A 23,552-nucleotide genomic window follows, 5' to 3' on the forward strand; every position below is an offset into this window, starting at 1 on the left:
GATCCTTCCTCATTCAACCGGCCTCACTCGACCTCGAGATCCTTGATCGTCATTTCGGTGCCGCCGTTGGGATGCAGCCGGCTGCCGCCGCAGTGTGGGCAGGGCGACAGCCGGTCGTCCAGATCCACCGTGTCGCTGCAGTCGAAGCACCAGCCGCGGCCCGGCACGTCCAGCACCACCAGTTCCGCCCCTTCGGCCAGCGAGCCGCGCGTCACCACGTCGAAGCCGAAGCGCAGCGCCTCCACCTCCACCCCGGCGAAGCGGCCGATCTCCAGCCGAACCTTCGTCACGCGGCTGAAGCCGTTGGCGCGCCCGGCCTCCTCCATCGCCTGGAGCAGGCTTTCGCAGAGCGCCATCTCATGCATCGCCGGCGTCCCCCGCCCCCATCCCCAGCAGCGCCCGGCGCGACGGCCGCACCGGCTCCGCGGCAGGTTCCGAAGCCGGTTCCGCAACCGCTTCCGCAAAAACCGCTTCCGGCGGCGCCAGTTCGGCTTCGCGGCGGCGGCGGATTTCCGCGGTCTGGGCGCCGTCCTCGCGAATCGACGGATCGAAGAGGGAGACCAGCGCCGCCGAGGCCGTCTCCGTCGCCTGGAGCATCGAGGCGAACTCGAACATCGGCGAGAAGAGCGAGCATGCCTTGTAGGCACCGACGCCCTTGCGGTTGGCATGGACGAACTCGTAGCGGCCGGACGGGAACTCGATCAGTTCCTTGGCGCCGGGAATCAAAGCCGACCAGTCGTCCCCGTCGCCCGGCAACAGGACGAGGTTGAGAAACCAGGGCGTCACCAGCGCACCCAGCCAGCGCCCGTCATGGCGGCGGAAGCCGACGGCCTTCACCGCCAGCGCATCGTTGACGATGGGCATGCCGCGCATCTGCGCGGTGTGAATCTCGCGGAAGGCCGCTTCCAGTTTGGCGATGGTCTCGACAGGCTGGGCGGGCGAGGAAGGGGCAGGGGAAACGGGCAGCGGGGCGGCATTCGTCTCCGCCACGGCGGCTTCGCCGTCCAGCGCCATGAACTGGTCGCGGGCGCCGTCGCAGACCGGGCAGCGCCAATGGCCGGGCAGGGCGGCGAACGGCGTGCCGGGCGGCACCTGCCAATGGTCGCAGCCCTCGGCCGGGTCGTAGACATGCCAGCAGATCTTGCATTCCATCCGGGTGGCCGCGCCGATGCGGGTCGCGTCGCCCAGATAGGAGCCCTCGAACCGTGTGGCGGCGGCGCTCATCGCACCCGCTCCAGGTCGGTCGCCAGCGCGTCGAGGATCTCCGCCAGCCGTTCGGTGCTGTCGGCGATGTCCTCCGCCGCGGCGCAGACCACCGCCGGCACGTCGACGATCTCCACCGTGTCGAGGATCAGCGTGTCGACCGAATTGTAGTAGCGCACCCACCAGACATTCGGCGTCGCGGTGGCGGTGACGCGGCAATTGCCGTAGCCGCGCGACAGGATGGTGGTGGCGCCGACGCCCAGCCGCCGTTCGATGAAGGCCAGATCCTCGGGCGTGTGCGGCAGCAGGCTGAAATTCACCGCGTGGGGGCCGTCGCCGCGGCGCCAGGCGGCGCTGCGGTCCAGCAGTTCGGTCAGGATCGGCATGCCGTTCATCAGCCCGCCCGGCAGCGGACCGGAGGCCGCCGGCGATGCCGGAGTGAAGGCGCGGTTCACCGCCACCCGTGGGAAGGCCCCGATCAGTAGGCTTTCGCGCGCGGTGCCGTCACCGGCCGTTCCATCGCCGAAAGCGCGGACACGCCAGACGCCGGCCAGCGAGGCTTCCTGAATCTCCAGCCGGTCGCCGGCGCGGTCGACCTTCACCGCCACCTCGCCTTCGCCCAGCGCCTCGTCCACCAGGGCGAGCACCGCGGCGTCGAGATCGTCGACCGGAACACGGATTTCCTCGCCCGCCGACCAGCCGGCCAGCGCCTGATGGATGCGAACCAGCACCATGCGCGCCGCTGCGGCGTGGGCTGGGTCGGCGATCTCCGGCAGGTGCGGTTCATAGACGCGCATGCCCGACGGCATCGGCAGATATTCCAGCCCTTCCTCGGTCGTGTCGGGCTGGCTGCCGGGACCGAAGCCGACCGGCGGATGGGTCATGCCGAACAGGGAGGTCATGCCGTCTCCCCTTCCGAAGCGCCTTCAAGGATCTCGCCGATCCGCTGCAGGTAATCGTCCCAGTCGCGCACGCGCGGGATGCTGCCCAGCAGCCGGTCGCCGCGCAGGAAGACCAGGGCCGGCAGGCTCATCATGCCGGTCAGCGCCAGCAGCGCGCGCTCCGCCGCCTCGCCCGCCACCGCCGGGGACAGGCGCGGGCGCAGCGCGCGGACCAGTTCCGGCAGGATGACGGCCACGTCCGCGGTCTCCGCATTGCCTTTGCCATGGCCGGGCAGGAAGACCACCCAGCATTTCGCCGGATCATCCAGCCAGGGGCGGTCGTCGGGGTTGTCGAGCCGTCGATAGCCGTGGACGTCGGTCAGCAGATCGACCAGCGGCGGCAAGGGCAGGCGCGGTTTGACGGGCGGGGGGGCGAGGTCGGTCATGGGGATCAGGCTTCCGTCAGGCCGGCCACGCGGGCCGCCTCCAGATGGGGGGGAAGGGTCGGTTCGCGGCCGGTCAGGTCGGCGAAGGCGCTGTCCAGAGCTTCCCCGTCCAGCGCTGCGGCCATCGCCGCCAGCGCATCGAGGATCTGCGCCGCCTCTTCGGGTTCGAGCAGCCGGCGGGCGGCGCCCAGGAAGCCGAGCACCCAATCGCCGGGTCCGGCCTCCGGGACCAGGGACAGGTCGATGGCCGCCCCATCCTCCGCCCGGCCCACGATGCCGTCGATGGCGGACAGGCGCAGGGGAATGCCGATGCACATGCTGACCGCGCTCCCGTCAGGATGCCGTGGCGGACAGCGCCGCCAGAATGCGGGGATCGCCGATGCGGCAGGCATCCTCGGCGCTGGGCCGGCCGGCCTCATAGGCGTCGCGGCCGATGGCCGGCGCGGCAATTTCGGCAGCGGCGTCCCGGCGTACGCCCTCCACGCCGAATTCACCGCGCAGCAGTTGCAGAATGACGCCGATGGTGGGGGCGACCTGGGCCGCGACGGTATCGGTCAGGCCGCCGCCGTAATCCTCCAGACATTCCGGCTGGACCCCCACGAGGATCAGCTTTTCCGGGCAGCGGTCGAGGAACATGGCGCTGGCCAGCACCTCCTGAAACCCGGTCTGGTGCAGGCTCATCTTCTTGGCGCCCAGGAAAGCCGGCACCTCGTCGCCATGGAAGACGCGGCGGGCGCCCGGCGGCAGGCCATAGTCGATGGCGTCGACCACGATCAGGGCGTCGGCATTCTCCAGATACGGCAGCAGATATAGCCCCTGCGTTCCGCCATCCATCAGCGTGACGTTGTCGGGAAACCGCCACTCGGCGGCCAAGCGCTCCACGGTGCGGACACCGAAACCCTCATCGGCCCACAGGATGTTGCCGATGCCCAACACCAGGATTCGCGGCGCCCCGCGCCCGTTACCGTCCCGAGTTCCGTCCATTCCCATGCCCCGGCCTTTGTCCCATTCCGCAGCGCTCCGCCGCCGGGGCCTGTTCGTACAAGTTCCATGCCAGGACCGGCCATAAGGCCAAGCCCTTGATCGGAAGACATATTCCTCCACCCATCGCTCGTCATGTCAGCGATTGTGGACATCAACATTACAGCATGCATGGAAAGTGGCAACTTACTTGCCGGTCTGGCTGCGCGCTTGCCGCAGAGTGTACGGGCCGATTGTTCGCAGCAGCCGAACGGTGAAACCGGGATCCGCGTCTTTATCCCGGCCACCTGCGGATTTAGATCTTGTCCATCAAGGCGGACATCCCCGGCGGGATGCTCCGCCCGATGGAGGTGGAAATGGCCAGAATGGTTTCTCTTCTGATGTTCGTCGGCGTCATGTCCTACGCGGCATTCATCGTCTCGTGAGCGCCGACCTGTGGCGACACTTCAACTTCATCATTCAAACGGCTGAATTGACGCCGATTTTCCGCAGAGCCAGACTTGCGAGCGAGGCTCCTGAAGGCATGGACAATGGACTAGGCTTCGTCGTATCCCGGCTCCCGCGTCTGGCCTTCGCGGTCGCTGGCCTTTTCTGAAGCGGGCTTCTTCGGGTCGTGCCCGGTCGACGGCGAATCCGGCGCCTGCCGATTGCGCTCGCCCTGGGTGGGTTGGTCTTCGTTGGGTTTGTCGCTCATGATGCGCTCCCTGCTTGGTGATCCAACCCCAACAGGCCTGCAACGGGTTCATCCCCACTCACGGCCCGCATTCGATGGCATCCGGCTATGCCGCAATCCGTGGGACGCTGTTCCACAGCCTCAGACAAACATTAAAAATTGCCGGCAATTCATTGATGTTTATACGAGATCGCGGCACGGATAGTACCGGCGAACGCTTGAACCGACTTCCCAAAGCGTTCGCCGGCCCCCGCGACGGCGATGGTGCGCCCATGAACGCCATGAGAAGGCAGAGGGCGCGCGTCGGTGCCCCGGCCCGCTGCCCGTCCGCAAAGTCCAGACATGCAGCTTCGCCCTGGCGGTCAGCCCTTCAGACAGCTGCTCATGAACGCCTTCCGGTCCTCGCCGGTTTTCCCAGCCGCCTCGGCATTGCACTTCTTCATCTTGCTCTGCTGGGCCGTCATCGGCTTGGCAGTCTCGGCGGCCGGCTTGTTCGAGAGGCAGGTGTTCATGAACGCCTTGCGTTCGTCGCCCTTCAGGCTCCTGGCCGTCGCATCGGCATTGCAGGTCTTCATCTTTTCCTGCTGCGGTGTGGCCGCCGATATAACCGAGCTGGAGGCAAACGTCACAGCAATGGCAGCAGCTGCAAAAACGTACCTTAGCATCTTCGGATCCTCCCAGGCACGCCGCCTCGCGAGAGGCATGTCGCGGTCGGCCGAGGATGCACCCTTGGAATCAAAGCGCCAACGGGCGCATCAGGGCAGTGAACGGTGGACAGATGCCTGGCCGGATCGTCGATATAACTGCGTTACTCCTCAATGCACCGTACAGACCATGCAGGGGTCGAAGGAGCGGACGATGTGCTGAACCGACAGCGGCGTGCGTTCTCCCTCCTGCACCGGGGCGCCGACCAGAGCCTGCTCCAGCGGGCCGGGGACGCCGTCGAGGTCGCGGGGGGAGAAGTTCCAAGTCGTGGGCGCGATGATCTGATAGCCGGCGATGCGTCCGCGCTCGACCCGCAGCCAGTGGCCGAGCGCGCCGCGGGCGGCTTCGGTCAGGCCCACGGCCTGGGCGCTGTCGGGCATGTCCGCCGTCATGCACCAAGGGGCGCTGGGCTCGATGGCACGCAGCCAGCCTTCCATGGCGCGGGTGGTGCGTGCCAGTTCCAGCAGGCGGGCGACCACCCGGCTGCGCACCGATCCGCCATCCAGCGCCACCAGCGCCCGAATCAGCGGATGGCCGTCCACCAGCTGCCGCGCAATCGCCCCGGTCTCATAGGGAAGTCCGGCCAGCCGCGGCGCCTTGCACCAGCTGTATCCCTCCTCGTCCGCCCCGTCGGGCACGGTCGAGCCGGCAAAGGGCGGATGGGGGCGGTCCTGCCCCGCCATGCGGCTGAAACGGTGATGCTCGGTCACCTGATCGGGGTCGAAATCGGCGTCCCGGCCATCGGCGAAGGTGCCGCGGCGGTAGAGATGCCCGCCCTCGGCCTCAGGATAGGCGCCGTAACTGAGAAAGCGGCCATGGGCGCGGCCGGAATGGGCGAGATCCAGATCCTCCGCGATCTCCAGGAACAGGCGGAAATCACCGCCTGGACCGGAAAGGCGCCAGCGTTCCAGATCCTCCGGCGCCGCAAGGTCCAGAATACGGTCCAGCGGGGCGCCGAACAGGCTGTCCTCCAGAAAGCGGCGGAAGGCGCCGACGGTGGCGAGCAGCCGCACCCGGTCGCGCGCATCCGCCGCGCGGGTCACGCCGCCGGGCTGAAGTGTCAGCGTGTGCGGCCACTTGCCGCCCAGGATGCCCAGCACATGGAAAAGTTCGGCCCGCGCCGCGGTGGCGCCACGCACGGCGCTGCCCTGCGCCGCCTTGAAGCGCGCCTCCGCCCGCTCGAACCACGGGCGGCCCTGGTAGGCGGGCCGGGCGAAGTCGGGCATGAAGAACAGGTGGAAATGGGTCAGGTGATCGGCGGCGTTCTCCGTCGCCGTCATCAGGTTGGTCGCCAGAATGCCGTTGCGCGGCGCCTCCACCCCCATCGCCCCGGCCAGCGCCAGCGCCGCCGCATGGCTTTGCGAGACGGAGCAGATGCCGCAGATGCGCGGCGCCACCACCAGCGCATCCATCGGGTCGCGCCCCTCCAGAATGCGCTCGAACCCGCGGAAGAGCGGGGAGTTCACATAGGCGGCGGAAACACGTCCGCCCTCGACCTCAAGCTTTACCTCAAGATCGCCCTCTACACGATTGAAAGGACCCACGATCAGGCGGCGTGTCGGCACTTCACTCACCGGTTCAGCCTTTCCGGGTGGGGCGGATGGTGGGCGGCACGACGATGCGGTCGGCGGCGGCGTTGCGGCGTACCCGTTCCGGGGTCGCCGCCTTGGCGAGGGAGGCCAGCGCCACGAACCACGCCTTCGGCATGTCGGTCGGCAGGCCGATGGGGATGCCGGCGAACTTCGGCGTCTGCTGGAACGGATGCCCCGGCTCCTCGAATCCCGGCGCCGTGCAGTTGATGCAGGCGGAGCCGCCGCGGGTGCAGGATCCCTCGCCGTTCCACAGGCGTGTGTTGCAGTCGGCATGGGCCTGGGTGCCCAGGCAGCCGAGATGCTCCATCAGGCAGCCGAGGTCCGAAGGCTTCTCCGCACTGGCCTTGTATTCGTAATACTCGTTGCGCGGACAGCCATGGTGGACCAGATGGTCGGCGTAGAAACGCGGGCGCTGGTACGGGTCGAGATCGTCGGCCGCCAGGGCATCCTCGGCCAGCAGCATCAGCGTCTCGGTCACCCAGTTGGGATGGGTCGGGCAGCCGGCGACATTCACCACCGGCAGGCCGCCGCGCGCGCGGAACTCCCCGCCCAGCGCCCCGCCGCGTTGCGTCCCCTCATATTGCAGGCCGCAGGCATCGGCGATGTTCTCGCCGCCCGCGGTGATGCCGCCATAGGCCGCACAAGTGCCGACGGCCACCACGGTGCCGGCGACGGCGGCCAGTTCGCGCGCCCAGTCGATGGTGGGCCGGCCGGTTCCCGCCAGGACGTGGAATCGTCCGGTGCCGTTGGGGCCGCGCAGCAGCGATCCCTCCACGCACAGCACGTCGAGCGGCTCCGTCCCGGACCGGATGCGCTCGAACAGATCCAGCGCCTCATCCCCGGTTTCCTCGGACAGGCTGGGATGCCAGAGCAGCCGGATGCCGGCCGTCTCGAACAGCGCCATCAGATCCGGGGATTCGGCGCAGAGCAGCGACATGGTGCAGCCGCCGCAGCCGCCCGATTGCAGCCACAGCACCGACAGCGGACGCTCTCTCATCGCTCGGCCGCTCATCGCACCGCCCCTTGCCTGTGCCCGGCCGCCGGCAGGGTCAGGGTAAACAGCGCCCCGCCGTCGGGATGGTTGGCAGCGGCCAGCGCGCCGCCATGGTCCCGAACCAATTGGTAGCTGATCGACAGCCCGAGCCCGGTGCCCTTGCCGACCGGCTTGGTGGTGAAGAAGGGGTCGAAGATACGGCCCAGGATCGTCTCGGGAATGCCGTGGCCGGTATCGCGGATGGTGACGACGACCTCCCCGGCCTCCTGCCGGCCATGCAGTTCCAGCCGTTTGGGCGCAGCGCCGGCCATGGCGTCGATGGCGTTCTGGACGAGGTTCATGGCGACCTGATGCAGATGACCGGGATGGCCGGCGATCTCCAGCGTCTCCGGCAGGTCGAAGACGACGGTCAGGTCGGGCATCTGCGCCTTCGCCACCCAGGTCACGGCTGAGCGAAGAAGTGCGGTCAGATCAAAGCGTTCGGAGGCATGCTTCTGTTCCGACGAGAAGCGGCGAAGCTCCGCCACGATGTCGCGCACCCGCTCCGTCCCCTCGAGCATGCCGTCCAGCGTCGCCGCCGCGTCGGCGCGGGCGCGGTCGATGCGCAACTCCTTGCGCAGACCCGCCAGTTCTGCGGCGCCGGCCCCCTCATGCACGCGGTCGAGATAGGCGGTCAGGCGGTCGACATAGCGGCGCATGGCATGGGCGTTGCCGTAGACGAAGGAGATCGGGTTGTTCAGCTCATGCGCCACGCCGGCGACCAGCCGGCCGAGCGAGGCCATCTTTTCCGAATGGACGAGCTGCTGCTGGGTCTGCTTCAGCCCCTCATGGGCGGCGGCGAGGTCGCGGTAGGCGCGCCGCAACTCCCCGATCGGCCGGCCGACCAGGACCAGCCCGATGGCATGGCCGCGCTGGTCGTAGCGCACCGTGCTGTTGACCGCGACGGGGAAAGGTCCGGTCGGCCCGTGCAGGGACAGCTCCACATCGCTGCCCCCCTCCCGCTGAAGTGCGGCGCTGCACAGCCGCGCGAAGGCGGCGTGGGAGCCGGGGTCGAGGAAATCGCGCAGCAGCCGGCCGGTCAGCTCCCGCCCGGTGCAGCCGAGCGCCCGCTCGGCGGCCGGGTTGGTCTGCTCGATCCGGCCGTCGCGGTCGCAGGCGATCAGCACGTCGGTCATGGAGCCGAGGACGCTGGCGATGAAGGCCTGCGCCTCCTCCAGCTCGGCATTCTTGCGCTCAAGCTCCACCTGCTGCGACACCAGATTGGCGTAAGTCTCGTCCATCTTCCGGATCACCTCGATCCAGGCGCTCTCGGCGTCGGCATCGGGCAGCATGCCGGGGATGGAAAAGGGCTGCGACAGGGGGGCGGTCATGCGCCCAGCCTAGCATGCTCCGCCTGCTTTGGGTGCGGCGGATTTCGTCAGGTCGTCCAGGCCGACCACAGCCCGGCAAGGCCGCTCAGCACCAGCACATAGAGCGCGAAGTCGAACAACGGCGGGTGCCAGACCCAGCCATAGGCGCCGACCGCGCGCAACCCCCGGCGCAGCAGCGCCGACACCGCCCAGGCCACGACGGCCAGCACCAGGAGCGGCGGAACGAACAGGCCGTAGACATCGATCTCGCCGATCATGCGCGTGCCCTTTCAGGAAAATCCAACTCGTCCGCCGGCTGGGGGGCGCAGATCGCGGCGTCGGGGAACAGGCTGCGCCGCAGCGACGCCAGCGCCACCACCGCCCGGTCGCGTTCGGGGCAGCGTGGAGCCGCGGCGACCGCCGACAGCACCGCGTCCATGCTGCCCAGAAGTTCGGCCGGAGCCGGCTCTGGGCGCCTGGCCGACAGGGCGCGGAAATGGGCGGCCACGCCGCGCAGAAGCCGGTCCAGCTCCGGCCCGGCCCTGGCGCCCAGCACCGGCCTGACCCGTTGAAGCTCCACCACGTTCAGTCCGACCCGCAGGTCGCGCACCGCATCGATGGCGTCCACATCCACCGATCCGCCGGCCTGCGCCAGCCGCGCCGAGAGCAGTCCCACGCGGTCAAGCATGCGGCTTTCGAAACCGTCCGCCGACGGAGCGGCCCTGCGTCCGGCCAGATCGGCGATTTCGCGCCAGCCGACATGGAGCAGGCGCCGGGCGCTCCAGGCGGCGCCGACCGACCGGCACAAACGGGTGACCAGCATGGCGGTGACGATGCCGACGATCTGCCCGGCGCTGCTGTTCAGGAAGGAGGCGAAGTCGCCGGTCCCGGTGTCGAGCAGGCTGAGCGAGCCGCCGAGGCCGAAGATCAGCGCCATCGCCTTGCCCATCGTCGCCGGCCGGGCGACGAATACGCCCAAGCCCACCAGCGTCGGCGCCAGACAGAGCACCAGGATCGGGAAGCTGTCGAAGGACGGCAGCACCACCAGCAGATAGAAGGCCGACAGCGGCATCGAGGCCAGCGTATAGACCAGGAACAGCCGGATGCCCGGCACCGGATCGTCGAAGGACGCGAAGAAGCAGGTGAAGACCGCCACCATCATCGCCGCCACCGAGCCGGACGACCAGCCGGTCAGGATCCAGAAGGCACAGATGACGGTGATCCCCAGCAGCGCCGCCGCCGCCGACCACAGCGCCATGCCGTGGTCGAGATGGAAGACGCCGCGAGACCGCTTGCGCGCCAGCGGGTCCAGATGGTCGGGCAGGGCATGGTCGCCGGAGGCGATGTGCGCCCGCAGGTTCCGACAATCGCGGTGGATTTCCACCAGCGCCCGCAGGCGCCGGATCAAGCTGAAGCGGATGGCAGCCTCCCAATCGCCGGCCGAATCCGCGGACTCCTCCGCCTCCAGCCGGTCGAGCCAGCCGATCAGGCGCTCGGCCTCCGCCGGATCGGCCGCGGCCCCGGCGGCGATCCAGTCGCGCACGGCGGTCAACACGGGGGCCACATCCGGCGGCAGCGAGCCGTCCGGCCGGCGCAGCGCGATCAGCCGGTCCTGAACCGCGGTCAGCACCGGCAGCAGATACGCCATCCGGTCCTGCAAGGCCCGCATCGGCCGGGTCATCCAGCGCAGGTCCGAAGTGTCGTAGGGCAGGTGGGTGGTCATCACCCGCAATTCGGTCAGGTCCGTGGCCATCTTGTGGCGGTCGCGCAGCCGGGCGTCCATCTCCGCCCCGTCCAGCGCGTCGAGCGTCCAGCGCTCCGCATCGCGCAGCGCCGCATCGAGCTTGCCGAGCAGCACCGGACCCAACCCGCGCGGCAGCACCACGCTGTGGATGACGGTGGCGCAAACGATGCCCAGGATGATCTCCTCCACCCGGGCAAGGCCGGTGTCGAAGATCGCTTCGGGATTGGCGACGCCGGGAAAGACGATCAGCCCGGCGGTATAGCCGGCCAGCATGAAGACGTAGCTGCGCGGCGTGCGGTCCAGCAGCGAGACGAACAGGCAGCCGCCGACCCACAGCCCGACCGCCAGCGACAGCAACTCCGGCGCGTTGATCAGCTCCACCGTCAGTATTATGGAGGCGATGCTGCCGATCACCGTGCCGGCGACGCGGTACACGGCCTTGGACCGAACGGTTCCCGACAGCGGGCTCGACACCACATAGGCGGTCAGCATCGCCCAGAAGGGGCGCGGCAACCCCATGCCGAAGGCGATGTAGAGCGCCAGCATGGAGGCCGCGAAGGACTTCAGCGAGAAGACCAGCTCGTCGAAGGTCGGCGCCCGGGGCAGGGCGAGGGCAGGGGATTTCGCCGTCACGATGCGCTCACCGCCCGGCCGCCAGCCCGGCGACCTCGGGCGCGCGGTCCGGAGCGCCGATGACCGACACCGTCGCGGTGCGTCCGGCCACCAGCTGCAGCGAGTCCGGCACCTCCTCCAGCGCGATGCGCACCGGAATCCGCTGTGCCAGCCGCACCCAGTTGAAGGTCGGGTTGACGTTTGCGACCAGCCCGGTTCCTTCCGCCCGGTCGCGGTCGACGATGGCATGGGTGATGCTGTCGACCCGCCCGCGCAGTTCAGCGTCCGTCCCCATGATCCGCACGGAGACGGGCGCCCCGGCATGGATGCGCGGCAGCTTCGTTTCCTCGAAATAGCCCATGACGTAGAAGGAATGCCGGTCGATCAGCGCGACCACCGCCTGCCCGGCGGCAACGTAATTGCCGGTCTTCAGCTGAAGATTGGTGACGTAGCCGTCGACCGTCGCCCTGACCTCCGTCCGCTCCAGGTTGAAACGGGCGAGGTCGAGCGCGGCTTCGGCCTGCTTCGCGGCAGCGGCGGCCTTCGCCAGCGCCGACATCACCTCCTGCCGCTGGGCGGTGGAGACGACGTTGTTGCCCAATTGCTCGTAGCGATGGGCCTCGGCGCTGCGGTAGGACTGCTCCGCCTTCGCGCTGTCGAGATTGGCCTGAGCCTGCTCCACCGCCAGCCGGTAACGGCCGGGATCGACGACGAACAGCACGTCTCCCTTGTGGATCAACTGGTTGTCGGACACCCGAACATCAGTCACCAGTCCGGCGACGTCTGACGACACCTGCACGATGTCGGCACGGACGCGGCCGTCACGGGTCCAGGGCTCGTTCATGTAATAGTCCCACAACCAGAGGCCACCGCCGACCGCCGCCACGGTGATCAGCAGGGTCACGGCGATCCGGGCCACGGTCCGCAGGGAAGGCAGGAATTTCACGGTCTTGGGCTCCGGTCAGGTGTGTTCGCGCTTGGCGTTGGCTTCGATGGTGGCGAGCACGCGGAAGCAGGCCTCCACGTCGGCCTCCGTCACATTCGCCATCAATCGCTGGCGGACGTCGTTCAATGCCTCGTTCACCTGCGCCAACAACTGACGTCCGGCGTCGGTCATGTGCAGGGTTTTCGCCCGCCGGTCGCCGGCATCCTCCCGCCGTTCCACCAGCCCCGCGGCCTCCAACCCGTCGAGCAGCCGGACGAGCGACGGTCCCTCAACGGCCATCTCCTCCGCCAGTTCCCGCTGGCGCAACCCGTCGCCGAGTTCGGCCAGCAGCATCAGGGGCGTGATCGCCGAGCTGGAGAATCCGCTCTCAGCCAACACCTTGTTCGCCGCCCGCCGCCACAGATGGGAGGCGCGGAACAGGTGCAGGCCGAAATTGGGAGGGAGGCGCAGGGGCTTATCTTGTAGCATACCTAATTAATAGGTTTGCTATCTAAATCCGGCAAGCCGCCTCAGCGCCGCGAAAGCCCCGGCTGCCGCATGGCTGGTCTGAGGCGTACGGAGCACGCGTTATTTTACATAAGAAACGTTATGCATTCTTGGTGCGCCCGCAAAGTGGGAATGGCAGTGTCCGATCCGCGCAACTTCCCCCGGCCGTCCCTGTCCGCTATCGTCGGCGGACCTTCCTGCCCGTATCCGGAGACCGCAAGTCATGACCCGCAACATCGACCGGCTGCTCGACGTGATGGCGCGGCTGCGGAATCCCGACGGCGGATGCCCGTGGGATCTGGAGCAGACCTACCGCAGCATCGCTCCGCATACGATCGAAGAAGCCTATGAGGTCGCCGACGCCATCGAGAAGGACGACAAGGTCGCCCTGCGCGAGGAATTGGGCGATCTGCTGTTCCAGGTCGTCTATTACAGCCAGATGGCGCGCGAGGAAGGCCTGTTCGACTTCGACGAGGTGGCCGGCGTCATCACCGACAAGATGATCCGCCGCCATCCCCATGTCTTCGGACCGGAAGAGGTGAAATCCTCCGACCAGCAGACCTCGCGCTGGGAGGACCACAAGGCGGCCGAACGCGCGGCCAAGGCCGCCGAGGAAGGCCGGGCGCCGTCGGCGCTGGAAGGCGTGATCGCCGGCCTGCCCGCCCTGACCCGCGCGCTGAAGCTGCAGAACCGCGCGGCGCGGGTCGGCTTCGACTGGACCGACGCCCGCGACATCCTCGACAAGATCGAGGAGGAAGTGCGGGAATTGCGGACGGAGATGGATGCCGGATCGGCCCAGGAGCGGGTGGCCGACGAGCTGGGCGACCTGCTGTTCGCGCTGGTCAACCTCGCCCGCCGGCTGAAGGTGGAGCCGGAAACGGCGCTGCGCGGCACCAATGCCAAGTTCGAACGCCGTTTCCACCGGATCGAGGCGCTGCTGTCCGAACAGGGCCGCAAGCCGCAGGACGCCACGCTGGACGAAATGGAAGCGCTGTGGCAGCAGGCCAAGCGCGAGGAACGCGGCGAATCCTGAGGCGTCAATAATCCCAGCGGTCGAAGGCGAAGGCCCATTGCCGGCGCACCGCGCGGCGGGCCTGCTCCTCCAGATCGTGGCGCGCGCGCCGGTAGTCGCGCACGCCGGCCAGATAGCGTTCCATCCGCGGCTGCACCGGCTCGAAGGGTCCGAGATTCAGCCCGTCATAGACCCGGCGCAACGTCTCCAGCGGATCGGCGATGAAGCGGTCATAGCGGATTTCCACCAGCCGGCCGGGCGGCAATAGCCCCCGGTCGCGGTCGAACCGCGCCATCATCGCCGGATAGAGGTCCAGCACCAGCCCGTCCACCACCTGGGGATCATAGGATTGCAGCGAGAATTCCCGCAGCAGGGTCAGCAGCATGCGGCGGGTGGAACTGAAGACCTCATAGGGGTCGCGGTGGATGTGGAGGAAGACCGCATCCGGCCGCAGGGCCAGCAACTCCCCTACCCTTGCGGTGTGGGCCGGATTCTTGATCAGCAGGCGCCGGCTGCCGGAATAGAGCTGCAGCTTGGTCAGGTAATGGTCCATCCTGCGGCGCCACAGGGCGACAGCCTGCGGACGGCAGCCTTCGAACAGCACGCCCTGACGGAAGTCGCGGTACAAATGCTTTGGGAAGAAGATGCCGTGGTAGTAGGACAGCGGCTGCATCAGCGCCAGCGCCAGCTCGTCCTCCTGCGGGGCGGTCGGGTCGATCGGCATCGGGTCGATGATCCGGTCGGGCGGCAGCCACGCCTCCAGCCGCGAGCGCCAGAAGGACGTCAGGCCCAGGAATCCCCAGGGCAGGCCGACCGCCAGCGGATCGGGGGCGGCGAAGCGCTCGTCCTGCGCCAGCAGGTTCAGCAGATGGGTGGTGCCGCTGCGCCAGTGGCCGAGGATGAACAGCGGCGGCGGGGCCTTGCCTTGCCCACTGCCCCGCTCCCTGCCCTGCTCCTTGCCTTCTCCGGTCAGCCGGGCCACCCGTCGCCGCTCCAGCAGGTCCATCGGCGCGCGGATGGCGGCGGCGCCGACCGCCGTCACCACCCGGTGCAGATGCAGCGGCCCCACTCCGCCGCCCTTCGCCAGGACCGTGGCCAGCGTCGCCGCGTCGGCTCCGGCCAGCGGGTGGAAGATGCGGTGGGCGTTGCGGCGCAGCCAGGGGGTCATGACGCCCCCGGCCCGACCGGATAGGCCCGCCCCCGCCATTCCGACGGCCGGCCATGGCGGGCGCGCAGCAGCGCCGCCCATTGGATCGCCAGCATGATCAGGATGCCGACGGGGTGCAGAATCGCGCCGGCGACGCTCTGGCGGAAGCGGACCACCAGCAGCAGCCGGAACAGCAGGCCGGCCGCCGCCGCCAGCCCCGCCATGACCACCGCCGCGCCGGGAAGCGGGGCCAGCGCCGCCCAGCCCAGCAGGATCCAGGGCAGGACATGGCCGCCGAACAGCAGGAACGTCCAGACCGGCAGGGCGGCCGGCGTCGCCATCCCCTCCGTCGCATTCTTGGTGAAGCCGGACCACACCTCCCGCCAGCCGCGATACATGCGGCAGCGGGCTAGGCCGGTGGCGTCGAACAGGTCGGTCCCCTGCCCCGCCCGCCGGAAGGCGCGCGGCAGAGTCACCCCGTCATGCAGCGACGCCGATATGGCTGCATGGCCGCCGGCCTGCCAATAGGCCTCCCGCCGCACCGCGATCAGCTGGCCGCAGGCGGCGCCGAAACGCGGATCGCCCGACCGCCGCATCCCCAGCATCGGCAGATAGCCCAGCAGCAGCACATGGATCAGCGGGATCACCAGCGCTTCCGCCAGCGTCCCGGTCTCCTGCCGGGGAAAACCGCTGACCAGACCATGCCCGCCCGACAGCAGGGCGCCGCAGGTCAGGCGGGCGGCATCGGGTGACAGCCGGACGTCGGCATCCTGGAACAGCAGCACCGGATGCCGCGCCAGCTTGGCGAGCGCCTGACAGGCATGCTGCTTGCCCGACCAGCCCGGCGGCAGCGGCGGCGCGCCTTCCAGCCGGACGCGCGGGTCGCGCACGGCGATGGCGCGGACGATATCGGCGGTGCCGTCGGTGGAGTGGTCGTCCAGCACCACGACCTCCACCTCGACGCCGCGGCTGAGCAGGGCCGCGTCGACGGCTGCGGCGATGCCGGACTCTTCGTTGCGGGCGGGGATCAGGATGCTGACGGCGCTGCCGGGCGGCGGCTCGGCGGTGGGACGGCGATAGAGCAGCAGGTTCACGATTCCCTGCCCCAGCGGCAGCAGGGCAAGGATCAGCGACAGCGCTGCGATCAGGACGATGACACTCATGGCCGCTTCACCTCCTGCCGCCCCACCCGCCCCGGCCCGCCGCCATGGGCCGGGGAAAATGCCCGTCCGCCGGCCCAGGCCCGCGCCCGGCGCCACAGGTCGTAAACCCCGCCGACCCCGACCGTTCCATCGATCAGCGTCAGGAAACGCGCCGGTTCGCGGCTCTGAGCGTCGAGCGCCAGCTGATCCATCACCGCCTCCAGCCGCGCCTCCAGCTCCGCCCCGATCTCGGGCACCGGCAGGCCGGCGAGGACTGCGGCATCCATCGGCTCGCCGAACCGCATCAGCGCCTCCGGCGTGCGCTCGTCCCAGAACGGGTATTCCACCGCCAGCGGCACCACCAGGGCGGACGGCATGCGGCGGACCAGATGGGCGATGCCCGGACGCAGGGTCACAGGCCGGCAGCGCGGATCGGTGAAGGCGCCTTCCGCCGTGATCCACAGCATGGCGCGCGGGTCGGCCAGGATGCGCTCGGCATTGCGCAGGAAGGCGACGGCCCCGGCGCGGCCGGGCTCCAGCCCGAACAGGCCGAGGCGCCGCATGAAGCGGTAGCGGCGCAGCATCTCCGCATCGATCGGCCCATAACCCGGCCGGCCGCGGAAACGGGTGGTGCCCATCATGATCAGCAGCGCGGGATCCCACCAGGAAGGATGGTTCAGATAGACGATTACCGGCCGGCCGGCCGGCAGCACCGGCCAGCCCGGCCGCGCCAGCCGCACCGCGTGGAAGCCGCGCCGCAGCCGCCGGGCCATGATGCCGCCGAAGAACCAGCAGCGCAGCCGGGACCGTAACGCGACCGGGTCGTCCGTCATCCGCCTGCGGCCCTCCGTCAGGCGACGGCGCGGGCGGCTTCCGCGCCGTCCCGCACGCCGCCGCGCAGGTCGCGGTCCAGGCTGTCGGCGGCGATCCAGCCCGACATCAGCACCATCGGCATGCCCGGCCCCGGATGGGCGGCCCCCCCGGCCAGATACAGCCCCTCCACGTCGCGGGACCGGTTGCCCGGCTTGAAGGCGCCCATGAAGCGGCCGTGGCTCGCCAAGCCATAGATGGCGCCGTTCAGCACATTGTAACGGTCGTGGATGTCCTGCGGGGTCAGAACATGCTCCACCCGGATGCGGTCCTCCAGATCGGCCATGCCGGCGGTGCGCTTCAGCTTGTCGAACACCACGCGGCGGTATTCCGGCAGCATGCGCTTCCAGTCATGGTGCGGGCGCAGATAGGGGGTGTGGACCAGCACATACAGCGCCTCGCCCCCCGACGGGGCGACGCCCGGCTCGGTGCGGGCGGGGGCGGCGATGTAGCAGGTCGGGTCGGGCGCCGGCTCGCCGCGGCGGTAGATCCAGTCGAACTCCTCCGCCGGGTCGCGGGAGAAGACGAAGTCATGGTGCAGCAGATGATCGTAGCCGCGGTCGAGCCCGAGATAGAACACCACGCCCGAACAGGCCGGCTCGTAGCTGCGGCGCTTGGCGAAGCGCTTGGCCGGCGCGCCCCCCACCAGTTCCTGATAGGTGCGGACGGAATCCATGTTGGACACCACGGCGGAGACGGGGATGCGCTCGCCCGTGTCGGTCTCCACCGCCACGGCGCGTCCGCCCTCCACCTGCAGGCGGCGGACGCCGGTGCCGGTGTGGATCTCGACGCCCAGCCGCCGCGCCACCCGTTCCAGCGCCACCGGCACGGCGCGGGTGCCGCCCATCGGATACCAGACGCCGTCATTGGTCTGCATGTGGGCGATGGCGCACAGCACCGCCGGGGAGCCATAGGGTGAGGAGCCGACATACTGGGTGAAATGGTCCAGCATCTGCGCCGCCCGCGCGTCCGGCACATGGCCGCGGATGGTGCCGGCCACCGTGCTGCCCATGCGCAGGGCCAGGACGTCCGACAGGGTGCCGGCGTTCAGGCTGTTGCGGAAGTTCAGCGTGTCGCCGAGATCCTCCACCGACTTCCAGAAGAAGAAGCGTTCCGAGATGCCGTGCAGCCGTTCCGACAGCGCCTGGAAGCGGCGATAGCCCTCCCCCGCCCCGCGGCCGGGCGCCAGCCGGTCGAGTTCGGCCGCCATCTTGCCGATCTCCTCCGACAGGTCCAGCACCGTGCCGTCGTCGAAGAAGCAGCGCCATTGCGGCTCCAGCCTGACCATCTCCAGCTCGCGGTCGAGGTCGCAGCCGGCCTCCTCCAGGATGCGGCGCAGGACGCGCGGCACCGTCAGGATGGTCGGCCCCATGTCGAAGCGGAAACCGCCGTCCTCCAGCACGGCGGCCTTGCCGCCGACCCAGCCGTTCTTTTCCAGCAGGATCACCTTGTGCCCGCGTGCCGCCAGCACCACCGCCGACGCCAGCCCGCCGAGTCCCCCGCCGATCACCGCGATCCGATCCGTCATGCCATCCCCCCTGCAACGGCCTGCCTCAGCATGCCGGACAATCCCATGGTCTTTGCGCGCCAAGGCGTCGGCAGGCCCAGCTCCTGGGCCAGCAGCCGAGACGTGATGCGTGCGCCTTCGAAGATGACCGGCAGGCCGCTGCCGGGATGGGTGCCGCCGCCCACCAGATAGACGCCGTCCAGATCCTCGAACCGGTTGCGCGGCCGGCGGTGGAGCATCTGGTCCAGGCTGTGAGCCAGATTGAAGGTGGCGCCGCGATGCACCGCGAACTGGCTTTCCCAATCGGCCGGCGTCACCACCCGTTCAACCCGGATGCGGCGCTCGATGTCCTTCAGCCCGAAAGCGGCCAGCCGGTCGAGCACGACCCGGCGGTAGCGCGGCGCCTCCGCCCGCCAGTCGATGTGGCCGCGCTGGTGGCCGACCGGAACCAGGATGTAGAGCGTGCTGCCGCCGGGCGGCGCCAGACCGGGGTCGGTGACGCAGGCGTTCTGCACATAGATCGACGGCTCGCGCGGCAGCTCCCGGCATTCCTCGATTTCCGCGAGGTTGCGGGCGTAGTCCTTCGCCAGATAGACGGTGTGGTGGTCCAGCCCGTCCACCATGCCCTCGATCCCGAGATACAGCATGAAGGTGGAGCAGGAGAATTTCTTGGTGGCGAGCCGCGCGTCGGTCCAGCGCCGGCGCAGGTCGTCGGGCACCAGCGTCGTCATCGCCCGCGCGAAATCGGCGTTGATGACCAGCGCGTCGGCCGGATAGTCGCCGGCCTCCGTCCGCACGCCGACCGCGCGGCGGCCCTGGAACTTGATGTGGCGCACCGTCTCGTTCAGCCGCACGGTCACGCCCAGGCTTTCGGCGACGCGGCGCATCGCCGCCATCACCGCGTCCGTGCCGCCGCGCGGATGGAAGATGCCGTGCTCATGCTCCAGGAAGGACAGGATGGTGAACAGGCTGGGGCAGCGGAAGGGCGACATGCCCAGGTACTTGCTCTGGAACGAGAAGGCGAGGCGGATGCGCGGGTCCTGGAAATAGCGGGAGAGATCGCGGTCGACCGAACGGTGCGGCGACAGCTTGCCCAGCGCCTTCAGCATCGGCAGCGACGCGAGCGCCCATGGGCTGGAGAAATCGGATTCCAGCACCGGGCGGAAACGCTCCATCTTCGCCCGGTTGTCGGCCAGGAAGCGCGGCAGCCCTTCGGCGTCGCGCGGGCTTAGCCTGGCGATCTCCGCCATCAGCGCCTTCATCTGGGCGTGGACCCGCAACTCGCCGCCGCCTTCGAACACCAGCCGGTAGAGCGGGTCGAGGCGCATCAGGTCGACCTCGTCCGACAGCCGGCTTCCGCAGGCCTCGAAGATCTCCTCCAGGATGCGGGGATAGAGGAAGAAGGTCGGTCCGCTGTCGAACCGGTATCCATCCATGGAGAAGCCGGCCGACCGGCCGCCGATGCGGTCCTGCCGTTCCAGCACCGTCACCTTGGCACCGGTGAGCGCCAGGAGCATCGCGGATGCCAATCCGCCCGGTCCTGCACCGATGATCACGACTTGTCGTTCCATCCGCTTGCCAAACGCTCCTGCGCTGCCGACATCTATCGTGACGGTTACGAAGCTGGGTCGGAAATGGATCACAACAATATCTCCACCTCTCCAGTCGTAACCCCTTGGCCCTATGAGGTTATCGCACCATCCCCGGAAGTCCGGCAGGAATGGTCCGCTACCGATATTTCGTCGCGACTTGCGGTCATTCGCGGACTTCGCCGCAGGATCGCGGCCAATGCCGAGTACCTCGTGCAGGCATTGGCGGCGCGCCCCGGTCGTAATGCGGCGGAGAGCGTGAGCGCCGAACTCCTGCCGCTGGCCGAGGCCTGCCGCTTCCTGGAGCGCGAGGCCGCCCGGCTGCTGGCGCCCCGGCGCCTGGGGCGGCGCGGCCGGCCGGTCTGGCTGTTCGGCGTGGAGGCGGAGGTGCGGCGGGAGCCGGTCGGCACGGTCCTGATCGTCGGGCCGTCCAACTACCCGCTGCTGCTGCCGGGGGTGCAGGCGGTGCAGGCACTGGCCGCAGGCAACGCCGTGCTGGTCAAGCCGGCGCCGGGATGCCGCGCGCCGATGGATCTGCTGGCGGGATGGCTGGAGGAATGCGGCCTCCCCCAAGGCCTGTTCCGGGTGCTGGACGAATCCGCCGAGGCGGTCGGCGGCGCCGTCGAGGCCGGAATCGACAAGCTGGTCCTGACGGGATCGGCCGGCACCGGCCGGGCGGTGGCGGAACGGCTTGCCCGCCATCTGGTGCCTTCGACCATGGAACTGTCGGGCAACGATGCCGTCTTCGTGCTGCCGGGCGCCGATGTGGAGGAGGTCGCCCGCGCACTGGCCTTCGGCCTGCGGCTCAACGGCTCCGCCACCTGCATCGCGCCGCGGCGGGTCTTCGTGCCGCTGGAATTGGCGGCCGGGTTGGAAAAGGCGGTGGAGCGCCATGCCGCATCCATCCCGCCGGCCCCGGTTCCGGCACCGACCATGCGTCGGCTCGTGGCCCTGGCACGGGATGCCGTCGCGGACGGCGCCCGCCCGCTTTCCGGGCTGCCGGAAGAAAGCGGAACCGGGATGGCGCCGCTGGTGCTGGCCGATGCGCGGCCCGACATGGCGCTGCTGCGCGAGGAGCTGTTCGCCCCGATCCTGTCGCTGGTTCCCGTGCGCGACATGGCGGAGGCGCTGGACGGCGCGGCGCTCAGCCCCTACGCCCTGGGCGCCTCGGTCTTCGGACCGGAGAGGGAAGCGCGGGCGCTGGCACTGCGGATCGATGCCGGAACGGTGACGGTCAACGACCTGATCGTGCCGACCGCCGATCCCCGCCTGCCCTTCGGCGGACGCCATGCCAGCGGCTGGGGCGTCACACGCGGGGCGGAAGGGCTGCTGGAGATGACGCAGGTGAAGGCCGTCTGCGTCCGCACCGGCCGGCAGCGCCCGCATTTCGACCCGCCGCGCGAGGGTGACGACGCACTGATGCTGGCGGCGCTGCGCCTGCTCCATGGCGGACCCGGCACCCGCGCCGGGGCCGTGCGGCGGCTGGTCCGGGCGCTGCGGCGGCGCTTCAAGCCATGATGCGTTCCTCGGCTATGCGGCGCGGATGCGCATGGCGGCGGCCTGAGCGTTGATCATCGCACGGCACTCCCCCTCCCGGGACGGAAGAGGGAGTTGATTGCCCCTGCCCCTTACACCCGCTCGAAGACAGCGGCGATGCCCTGTCCGCCGCCGATGCACATGGTGACCAGGGCGTAACGGCCGCCGACGCGGTGCAGCTCGTGGATGGCCTTGACCGTGATGATCGCGCCGGTCGCGCCCACCGGATGGCCGAGCGAGATGCCGGAGCCGTTCGGGTTCACCTTGGCCGGGTCGAAATCCAGCTCGCGGATCACGGCGCAGGCCTGGGCCGCGAAGGCCTCGTTGGATTCGATCACGTCCATGTCGGCGACCGACAGGCCGGTGCGCTCCAGAACCTTGCGGGTCGCCGGGACCGGACCGATGCCCATGTGGTCGGGCTCGACGCCGGCATGGGCATAGCCGACCAGTCGGGCCAGCGGCTTCAGCCCCAGCGCCTGGGCGCGCCGGGCGTCGGCCAGCACCACGGCGGCGGCGCCGTCGTTGAGGCCGGAGGCGTTGCCGGCGGTGACCGACCCGTCCTTCTTGAAGACCGGCTTCATCTTGGCCAAGCCTTCCGGTGTCACGTCGCCGCGGACATGCTCGTCGGTGTCGAAGACGACGGTGCCCTTGCGCGACGGAATCTCGACCGGGACGATCTGGTCCTTGAAGCGGCCCTCGGCGATGGCGCGGGCGGCGCGGCGCTGGCTTTCCGCCGCCAGGGAGTCCTGCGCCTCGCGGTCGATGCCATAGCGGGCGGCGACGTTCTCGGCGGTGACGCCCATGTGAATCTTCTGCCACGGGTCGTGCAGGATGCCGTTCATGTAATCGACCAGCGCCCCATCGCCCAGGCGGGTGCCCCAGCGGGCGCTGGGAACGAAATAGGGGCCGCGGCTCATCGATTCCGCACCGGCGCCGATGGCGATCTCGCAGTCGCCGAGCGCGATGGACTGCGCCGCCGAGACGATGGCCTGCAGGCCGGAACCGCAGAGCCGGTTGACGTTGAAGGCCGGCACCTCGATCGGAATGCCGGCGTCGATGGCCGCGACGCGGCTGAGATAGGCGTCGTTGGTCTCGGTCGGGATGACGTTGCCCATCACCACATGGCCGATGGCGTCCGCCGCGGCGCCGGAGCGCTCCAGAGCCGCCTTGACGGCCACGGTGGCGAGCCGGGTCAGCGGCACATCCTTCAGCGTGCCGCCGAAGCCGCCGATGGCGGTGCGGGCGGCGCCGACGATGACGATGTCGTTCTGCATGGTTGGGTCCACTTCTCGGGCGGAGGGAAGGGTCAGCGGCCGGTGAAGTCCGGCCGTCTCTTGGCGGTGAAGGCGGCGATGCCCTCGCGGAAATCGTCGGTGACGGCGGTGGCGAGGAAACGGTCGCGCTCGGCGTCCAGCTGCTCGTCCAGCGTCCGGGTGAAGGATTCCCTCATCAGGTGGCGGATGCCGGCATAGGACCGGGTCGGCCCGGCGGCGAGCCGTTCGGCCAGCTTCGCCGTCTCCGCCGCCAGATCGGCGGCCGGCACCACCCGGTTGACCAGCCCGATGCGCAAGGCTTCCGCGGCGTCGATCACGTCCGACAGCATCGCCAGCTCCAAGGCGCGGCGCAGCCCGACCAGGCGCGGCAGATGGAAGCTGCCCGATCCGTCCGGCGTGGCGCCGATGCGGGCATAGGCCATGGTGAACCTGGCGTCGTCGGCGGCGATGCAGAGGTCGGCGGCGGTGGCGAGGCTCATGCCCGCACCGGCCACCGGCCCATGGACCGAGGCCAGAACCGGCAGGTCCAGCCGGTCGAGGATGCGCACCGCCTCGTGCAGGTGGGCGATGATGGCGCCGGCCACCGCGGGGGCGGTGTCGGGATCCTCGTTGAAGCGGCCGACATCGCCGCCCGCCATGAAGCCACGGCCGTTGCCGGCGATGACCAGCACGCGGGTCGGCCCCTGCCCGCCTTCATCCGCCACCGCGCGGCAGGCGTCCTTCAAGGCGGCGGCGGTCTGCTCGTCCAGCGCGTTCAGCACGGCGGGGCGATTCAGCCGGATCCAGGACACGGCCCCTTCGCGGGTGAGGAGGACCGGCGGGGCAGTGTCGGACATGATCGCGTCTCCCGGAGTCCATTTCAT

Annotated in this window: 25 protein-coding genes; 3 read left to right on the top strand and 22 right to left on the bottom strand. The window is 69.5% G+C overall.

The annotated features are described in order from the left end of the window. Positions 1-23 precede the first annotated feature (23 nt). Genes hypA through DM194_RS16935 form a run of 6 tightly spaced genes read right to left on the bottom strand, consistent with a single transcriptional unit; the run spans position 24 to position 3,514 of the window. The gene (hypA, locus tag DM194_RS16910) at positions 24-365 is read right to left on the bottom strand and encodes a hydrogenase maturation nickel metallochaperone HypA (protein ID WP_111068763.1); all 342 of its coding nucleotides are present in this window, start codon (positions 363-365) and stop codon (positions 24-26) included. After that, on the bottom strand, positions 358-1,224 hold the full coding sequence (locus tag DM194_RS16915; RefSeq protein ID WP_111068764.1) for a [NiFe]-hydrogenase assembly chaperone HybE: 867 nt from the start codon (positions 1,222-1,224) through the stop codon (positions 358-360). The genes hypA and DM194_RS16915 overlap by 8 nt, the downstream gene beginning before the upstream one ends. Beyond that, positions 1,221-2,105 carry a hydrogenase expression/formation protein gene (locus tag DM194_RS16920; RefSeq protein WP_111068765.1) on the bottom strand — a complete coding sequence of 295 codons (885 nt, stop codon included), beginning with the start codon at positions 2,103-2,105 and terminating at the stop codon, positions 1,221-1,223. Before DM194_RS16920 ends, DM194_RS16915 begins: the two co-directional genes overlap by 4 nt. Further along, a complete protein-coding gene (locus DM194_RS16925) occupies positions 2,102-2,530 on the bottom strand; it encodes a thioredoxin domain-containing protein (protein ID WP_111068766.1) in 429 nt (142 codons plus the stop codon). Before DM194_RS16925 ends, DM194_RS16920 begins: the two co-directional genes overlap by 4 nt. 5 nt (positions 2,531-2,535) lie before the next feature. After that, a complete protein-coding gene (locus DM194_RS16930; protein WP_111068767.1) occupies positions 2,536-2,847 on the bottom strand; it encodes a HypC/HybG/HupF family hydrogenase formation chaperone in 312 nt (103 codons plus the stop codon). A gap of 16 nt (positions 2,848-2,863) precedes the next feature. Then, positions 2,864-3,514 carry a HyaD/HybD family hydrogenase maturation endopeptidase gene (locus DM194_RS16935; RefSeq protein ID WP_111068768.1) on the bottom strand — a complete coding sequence of 217 codons (651 nt, stop codon included), beginning with the start codon at positions 3,512-3,514 and terminating at the stop codon, positions 2,864-2,866. A gap of 299 nt (positions 3,515-3,813) precedes the next feature. Between DM194_RS16935 and DM194_RS28975 the strand changes: the two genes are divergently transcribed. Continuing rightward, complete coding sequence (locus tag DM194_RS28975) at positions 3,814-3,936, top strand: hypothetical protein (RefSeq protein ID WP_281280317.1); 123 nt, start codon at positions 3,814-3,816, stop codon at positions 3,934-3,936. A 110-nt stretch (positions 3,937-4,046) separates the two neighbouring features. Here DM194_RS28975 and DM194_RS28225 read toward each other — a convergent pair whose 3' ends face one another. The 9 genes from DM194_RS28225 to DM194_RS16975 all read right to left on the bottom strand — a co-directional run bounded on the left by DM194_RS28225 (position 4,047) and on the right by DM194_RS16975 (position 12,594). Next, positions 4,047-4,205, bottom strand: a complete 159-nt coding sequence (locus tag DM194_RS28225) for a hypothetical protein (protein WP_162630102.1) — start codon at positions 4,203-4,205, stop codon at positions 4,047-4,049. Between the two features lie 341 nt (positions 4,206-4,546). Continuing rightward, entirely contained in the window at positions 4,547-4,849 is a 303-nt protein-coding gene (locus DM194_RS16940) for a PsiF family protein (RefSeq protein WP_111068769.1), read from the bottom strand. 150 nt (positions 4,850-4,999) lie between these two features. Further along, complete coding sequence (locus DM194_RS16945; protein ID WP_111068770.1) at positions 5,000-6,463, bottom strand: nickel-dependent hydrogenase large subunit; 1,464 nt, start codon at positions 6,461-6,463, stop codon at positions 5,000-5,002. A gap of 4 nt (positions 6,464-6,467) precedes the next feature. Beyond that, entirely contained in the window at positions 6,468-7,478 is a 1,011-nt protein-coding gene (locus DM194_RS16950; protein ID WP_246024424.1) for an NADH-quinone oxidoreductase subunit B family protein, read from the bottom strand. An 11-nt stretch (positions 7,479-7,489) separates the two neighbouring features. Then, entirely contained in the window at positions 7,490-8,845 is a 1,356-nt protein-coding gene (locus DM194_RS16955) for a sensor histidine kinase (protein WP_111068772.1), read from the bottom strand. A 47-nt stretch (positions 8,846-8,892) separates the two neighbouring features. Further along, positions 8,893-9,102, bottom strand: coding sequence for a DUF1656 domain-containing protein (locus DM194_RS16960; RefSeq protein WP_111068773.1), 210 nt, complete (start codon positions 9,100-9,102; stop codon positions 8,893-8,895). Continuing rightward, entirely contained in the window at positions 9,099-11,201 is a 2,103-nt protein-coding gene (locus DM194_RS16965) for an FUSC family protein (RefSeq protein WP_281280318.1), read from the bottom strand. Before DM194_RS16965 ends, DM194_RS16960 begins: the two co-directional genes overlap by 4 nt. Before the next feature lie 7 nt (positions 11,202-11,208). Then, positions 11,209-12,126 (bottom strand): efflux RND transporter periplasmic adaptor subunit, encoded by a 918-nt coding sequence (locus DM194_RS16970; RefSeq protein WP_246024425.1) that lies wholly within the window; start codon positions 12,124-12,126, stop codon positions 11,209-11,211. 15 nt (positions 12,127-12,141) lie between these two features. Continuing rightward, positions 12,142-12,594 (bottom strand): MarR family winged helix-turn-helix transcriptional regulator, encoded by a 453-nt coding sequence (locus tag DM194_RS16975; RefSeq protein ID WP_111068774.1) that lies wholly within the window; start codon positions 12,592-12,594, stop codon positions 12,142-12,144. A gap of 241 nt (positions 12,595-12,835) precedes the next feature. On the opposite strand from DM194_RS16975, the gene mazG reads away from it, so the two are divergent. After that, complete coding sequence (gene mazG, locus DM194_RS16980) at positions 12,836-13,645, top strand: nucleoside triphosphate pyrophosphohydrolase (RefSeq protein WP_111068775.1); 810 nt, start codon at positions 12,836-12,838, stop codon at positions 13,643-13,645. Between the two features lie 4 nt (positions 13,646-13,649). Here the strand turns inward: mazG and DM194_RS16985 are convergent, their stop codons facing one another. From DM194_RS16985 to crtI, 5 genes are read right to left on the bottom strand one after another with little or no spacing between them, the layout of a single operon-like run. After that, a complete protein-coding gene (locus DM194_RS16985) occupies positions 13,650-14,792 on the bottom strand; it encodes a sulfotransferase family protein (protein WP_111069195.1) in 1,143 nt (380 codons plus the stop codon). Then, positions 14,789-15,934 carry a glycosyltransferase family 2 protein gene (locus DM194_RS16990; RefSeq protein ID WP_111068776.1) on the bottom strand — a complete coding sequence of 382 codons (1,146 nt, stop codon included), beginning with the start codon at positions 15,932-15,934 and terminating at the stop codon, positions 14,789-14,791. Before DM194_RS16990 ends, DM194_RS16985 begins: the two co-directional genes overlap by 4 nt. After that, positions 15,931-16,746, bottom strand: a complete 816-nt coding sequence (locus DM194_RS16995; RefSeq protein ID WP_111068777.1) for a lysophospholipid acyltransferase family protein — start codon at positions 16,744-16,746, stop codon at positions 15,931-15,933. Before DM194_RS16995 ends, DM194_RS16990 begins: the two co-directional genes overlap by 4 nt. A 17-nt stretch (positions 16,747-16,763) precedes the next feature. Next, entirely contained in the window at positions 16,764-18,311 is a 1,548-nt protein-coding gene (locus tag DM194_RS17000; protein WP_111068778.1) for a phytoene desaturase family protein, read from the bottom strand. After that, on the bottom strand, positions 18,308-19,861 hold the full coding sequence (crtI, locus tag DM194_RS17005) for a phytoene desaturase family protein (protein ID WP_111068779.1): 1,554 nt from the start codon (positions 19,859-19,861) through the stop codon (positions 18,308-18,310). Before crtI ends, DM194_RS17000 begins: the two co-directional genes overlap by 4 nt. Before the next feature lie 63 nt (positions 19,862-19,924). On the opposite strand from crtI, the gene DM194_RS17010 reads away from it, so the two are divergent. Continuing rightward, a complete protein-coding gene (locus DM194_RS17010) occupies positions 19,925-21,397 on the top strand; it encodes an aldehyde dehydrogenase family protein (protein ID WP_246024427.1) in 1,473 nt (490 codons plus the stop codon). Positions 21,398-21,507: 110 nt separating this feature from the next. Here DM194_RS17010 and DM194_RS17015 read toward each other — a convergent pair whose 3' ends face one another. Then, positions 21,508-22,689, bottom strand: a complete 1,182-nt coding sequence (locus DM194_RS17015; protein ID WP_111068780.1) for an acetyl-CoA C-acyltransferase family protein — start codon at positions 22,687-22,689, stop codon at positions 21,508-21,510. A 32-nt stretch (positions 22,690-22,721) separates the two neighbouring features. Beyond that, a complete protein-coding gene (locus DM194_RS17020; protein ID WP_111068781.1) occupies positions 22,722-23,525 on the bottom strand; it encodes an enoyl-CoA hydratase/isomerase family protein in 804 nt (267 codons plus the stop codon). Positions 23,526-23,552 lie beyond the last annotated feature (27 nt).

Source organism: Azospirillum ramasamyi, assembly GCF_003233655.1.
GTDB lineage: Bacteria > Pseudomonadota > Alphaproteobacteria > Azospirillales > Azospirillaceae > Azospirillum > Azospirillum ramasamyi.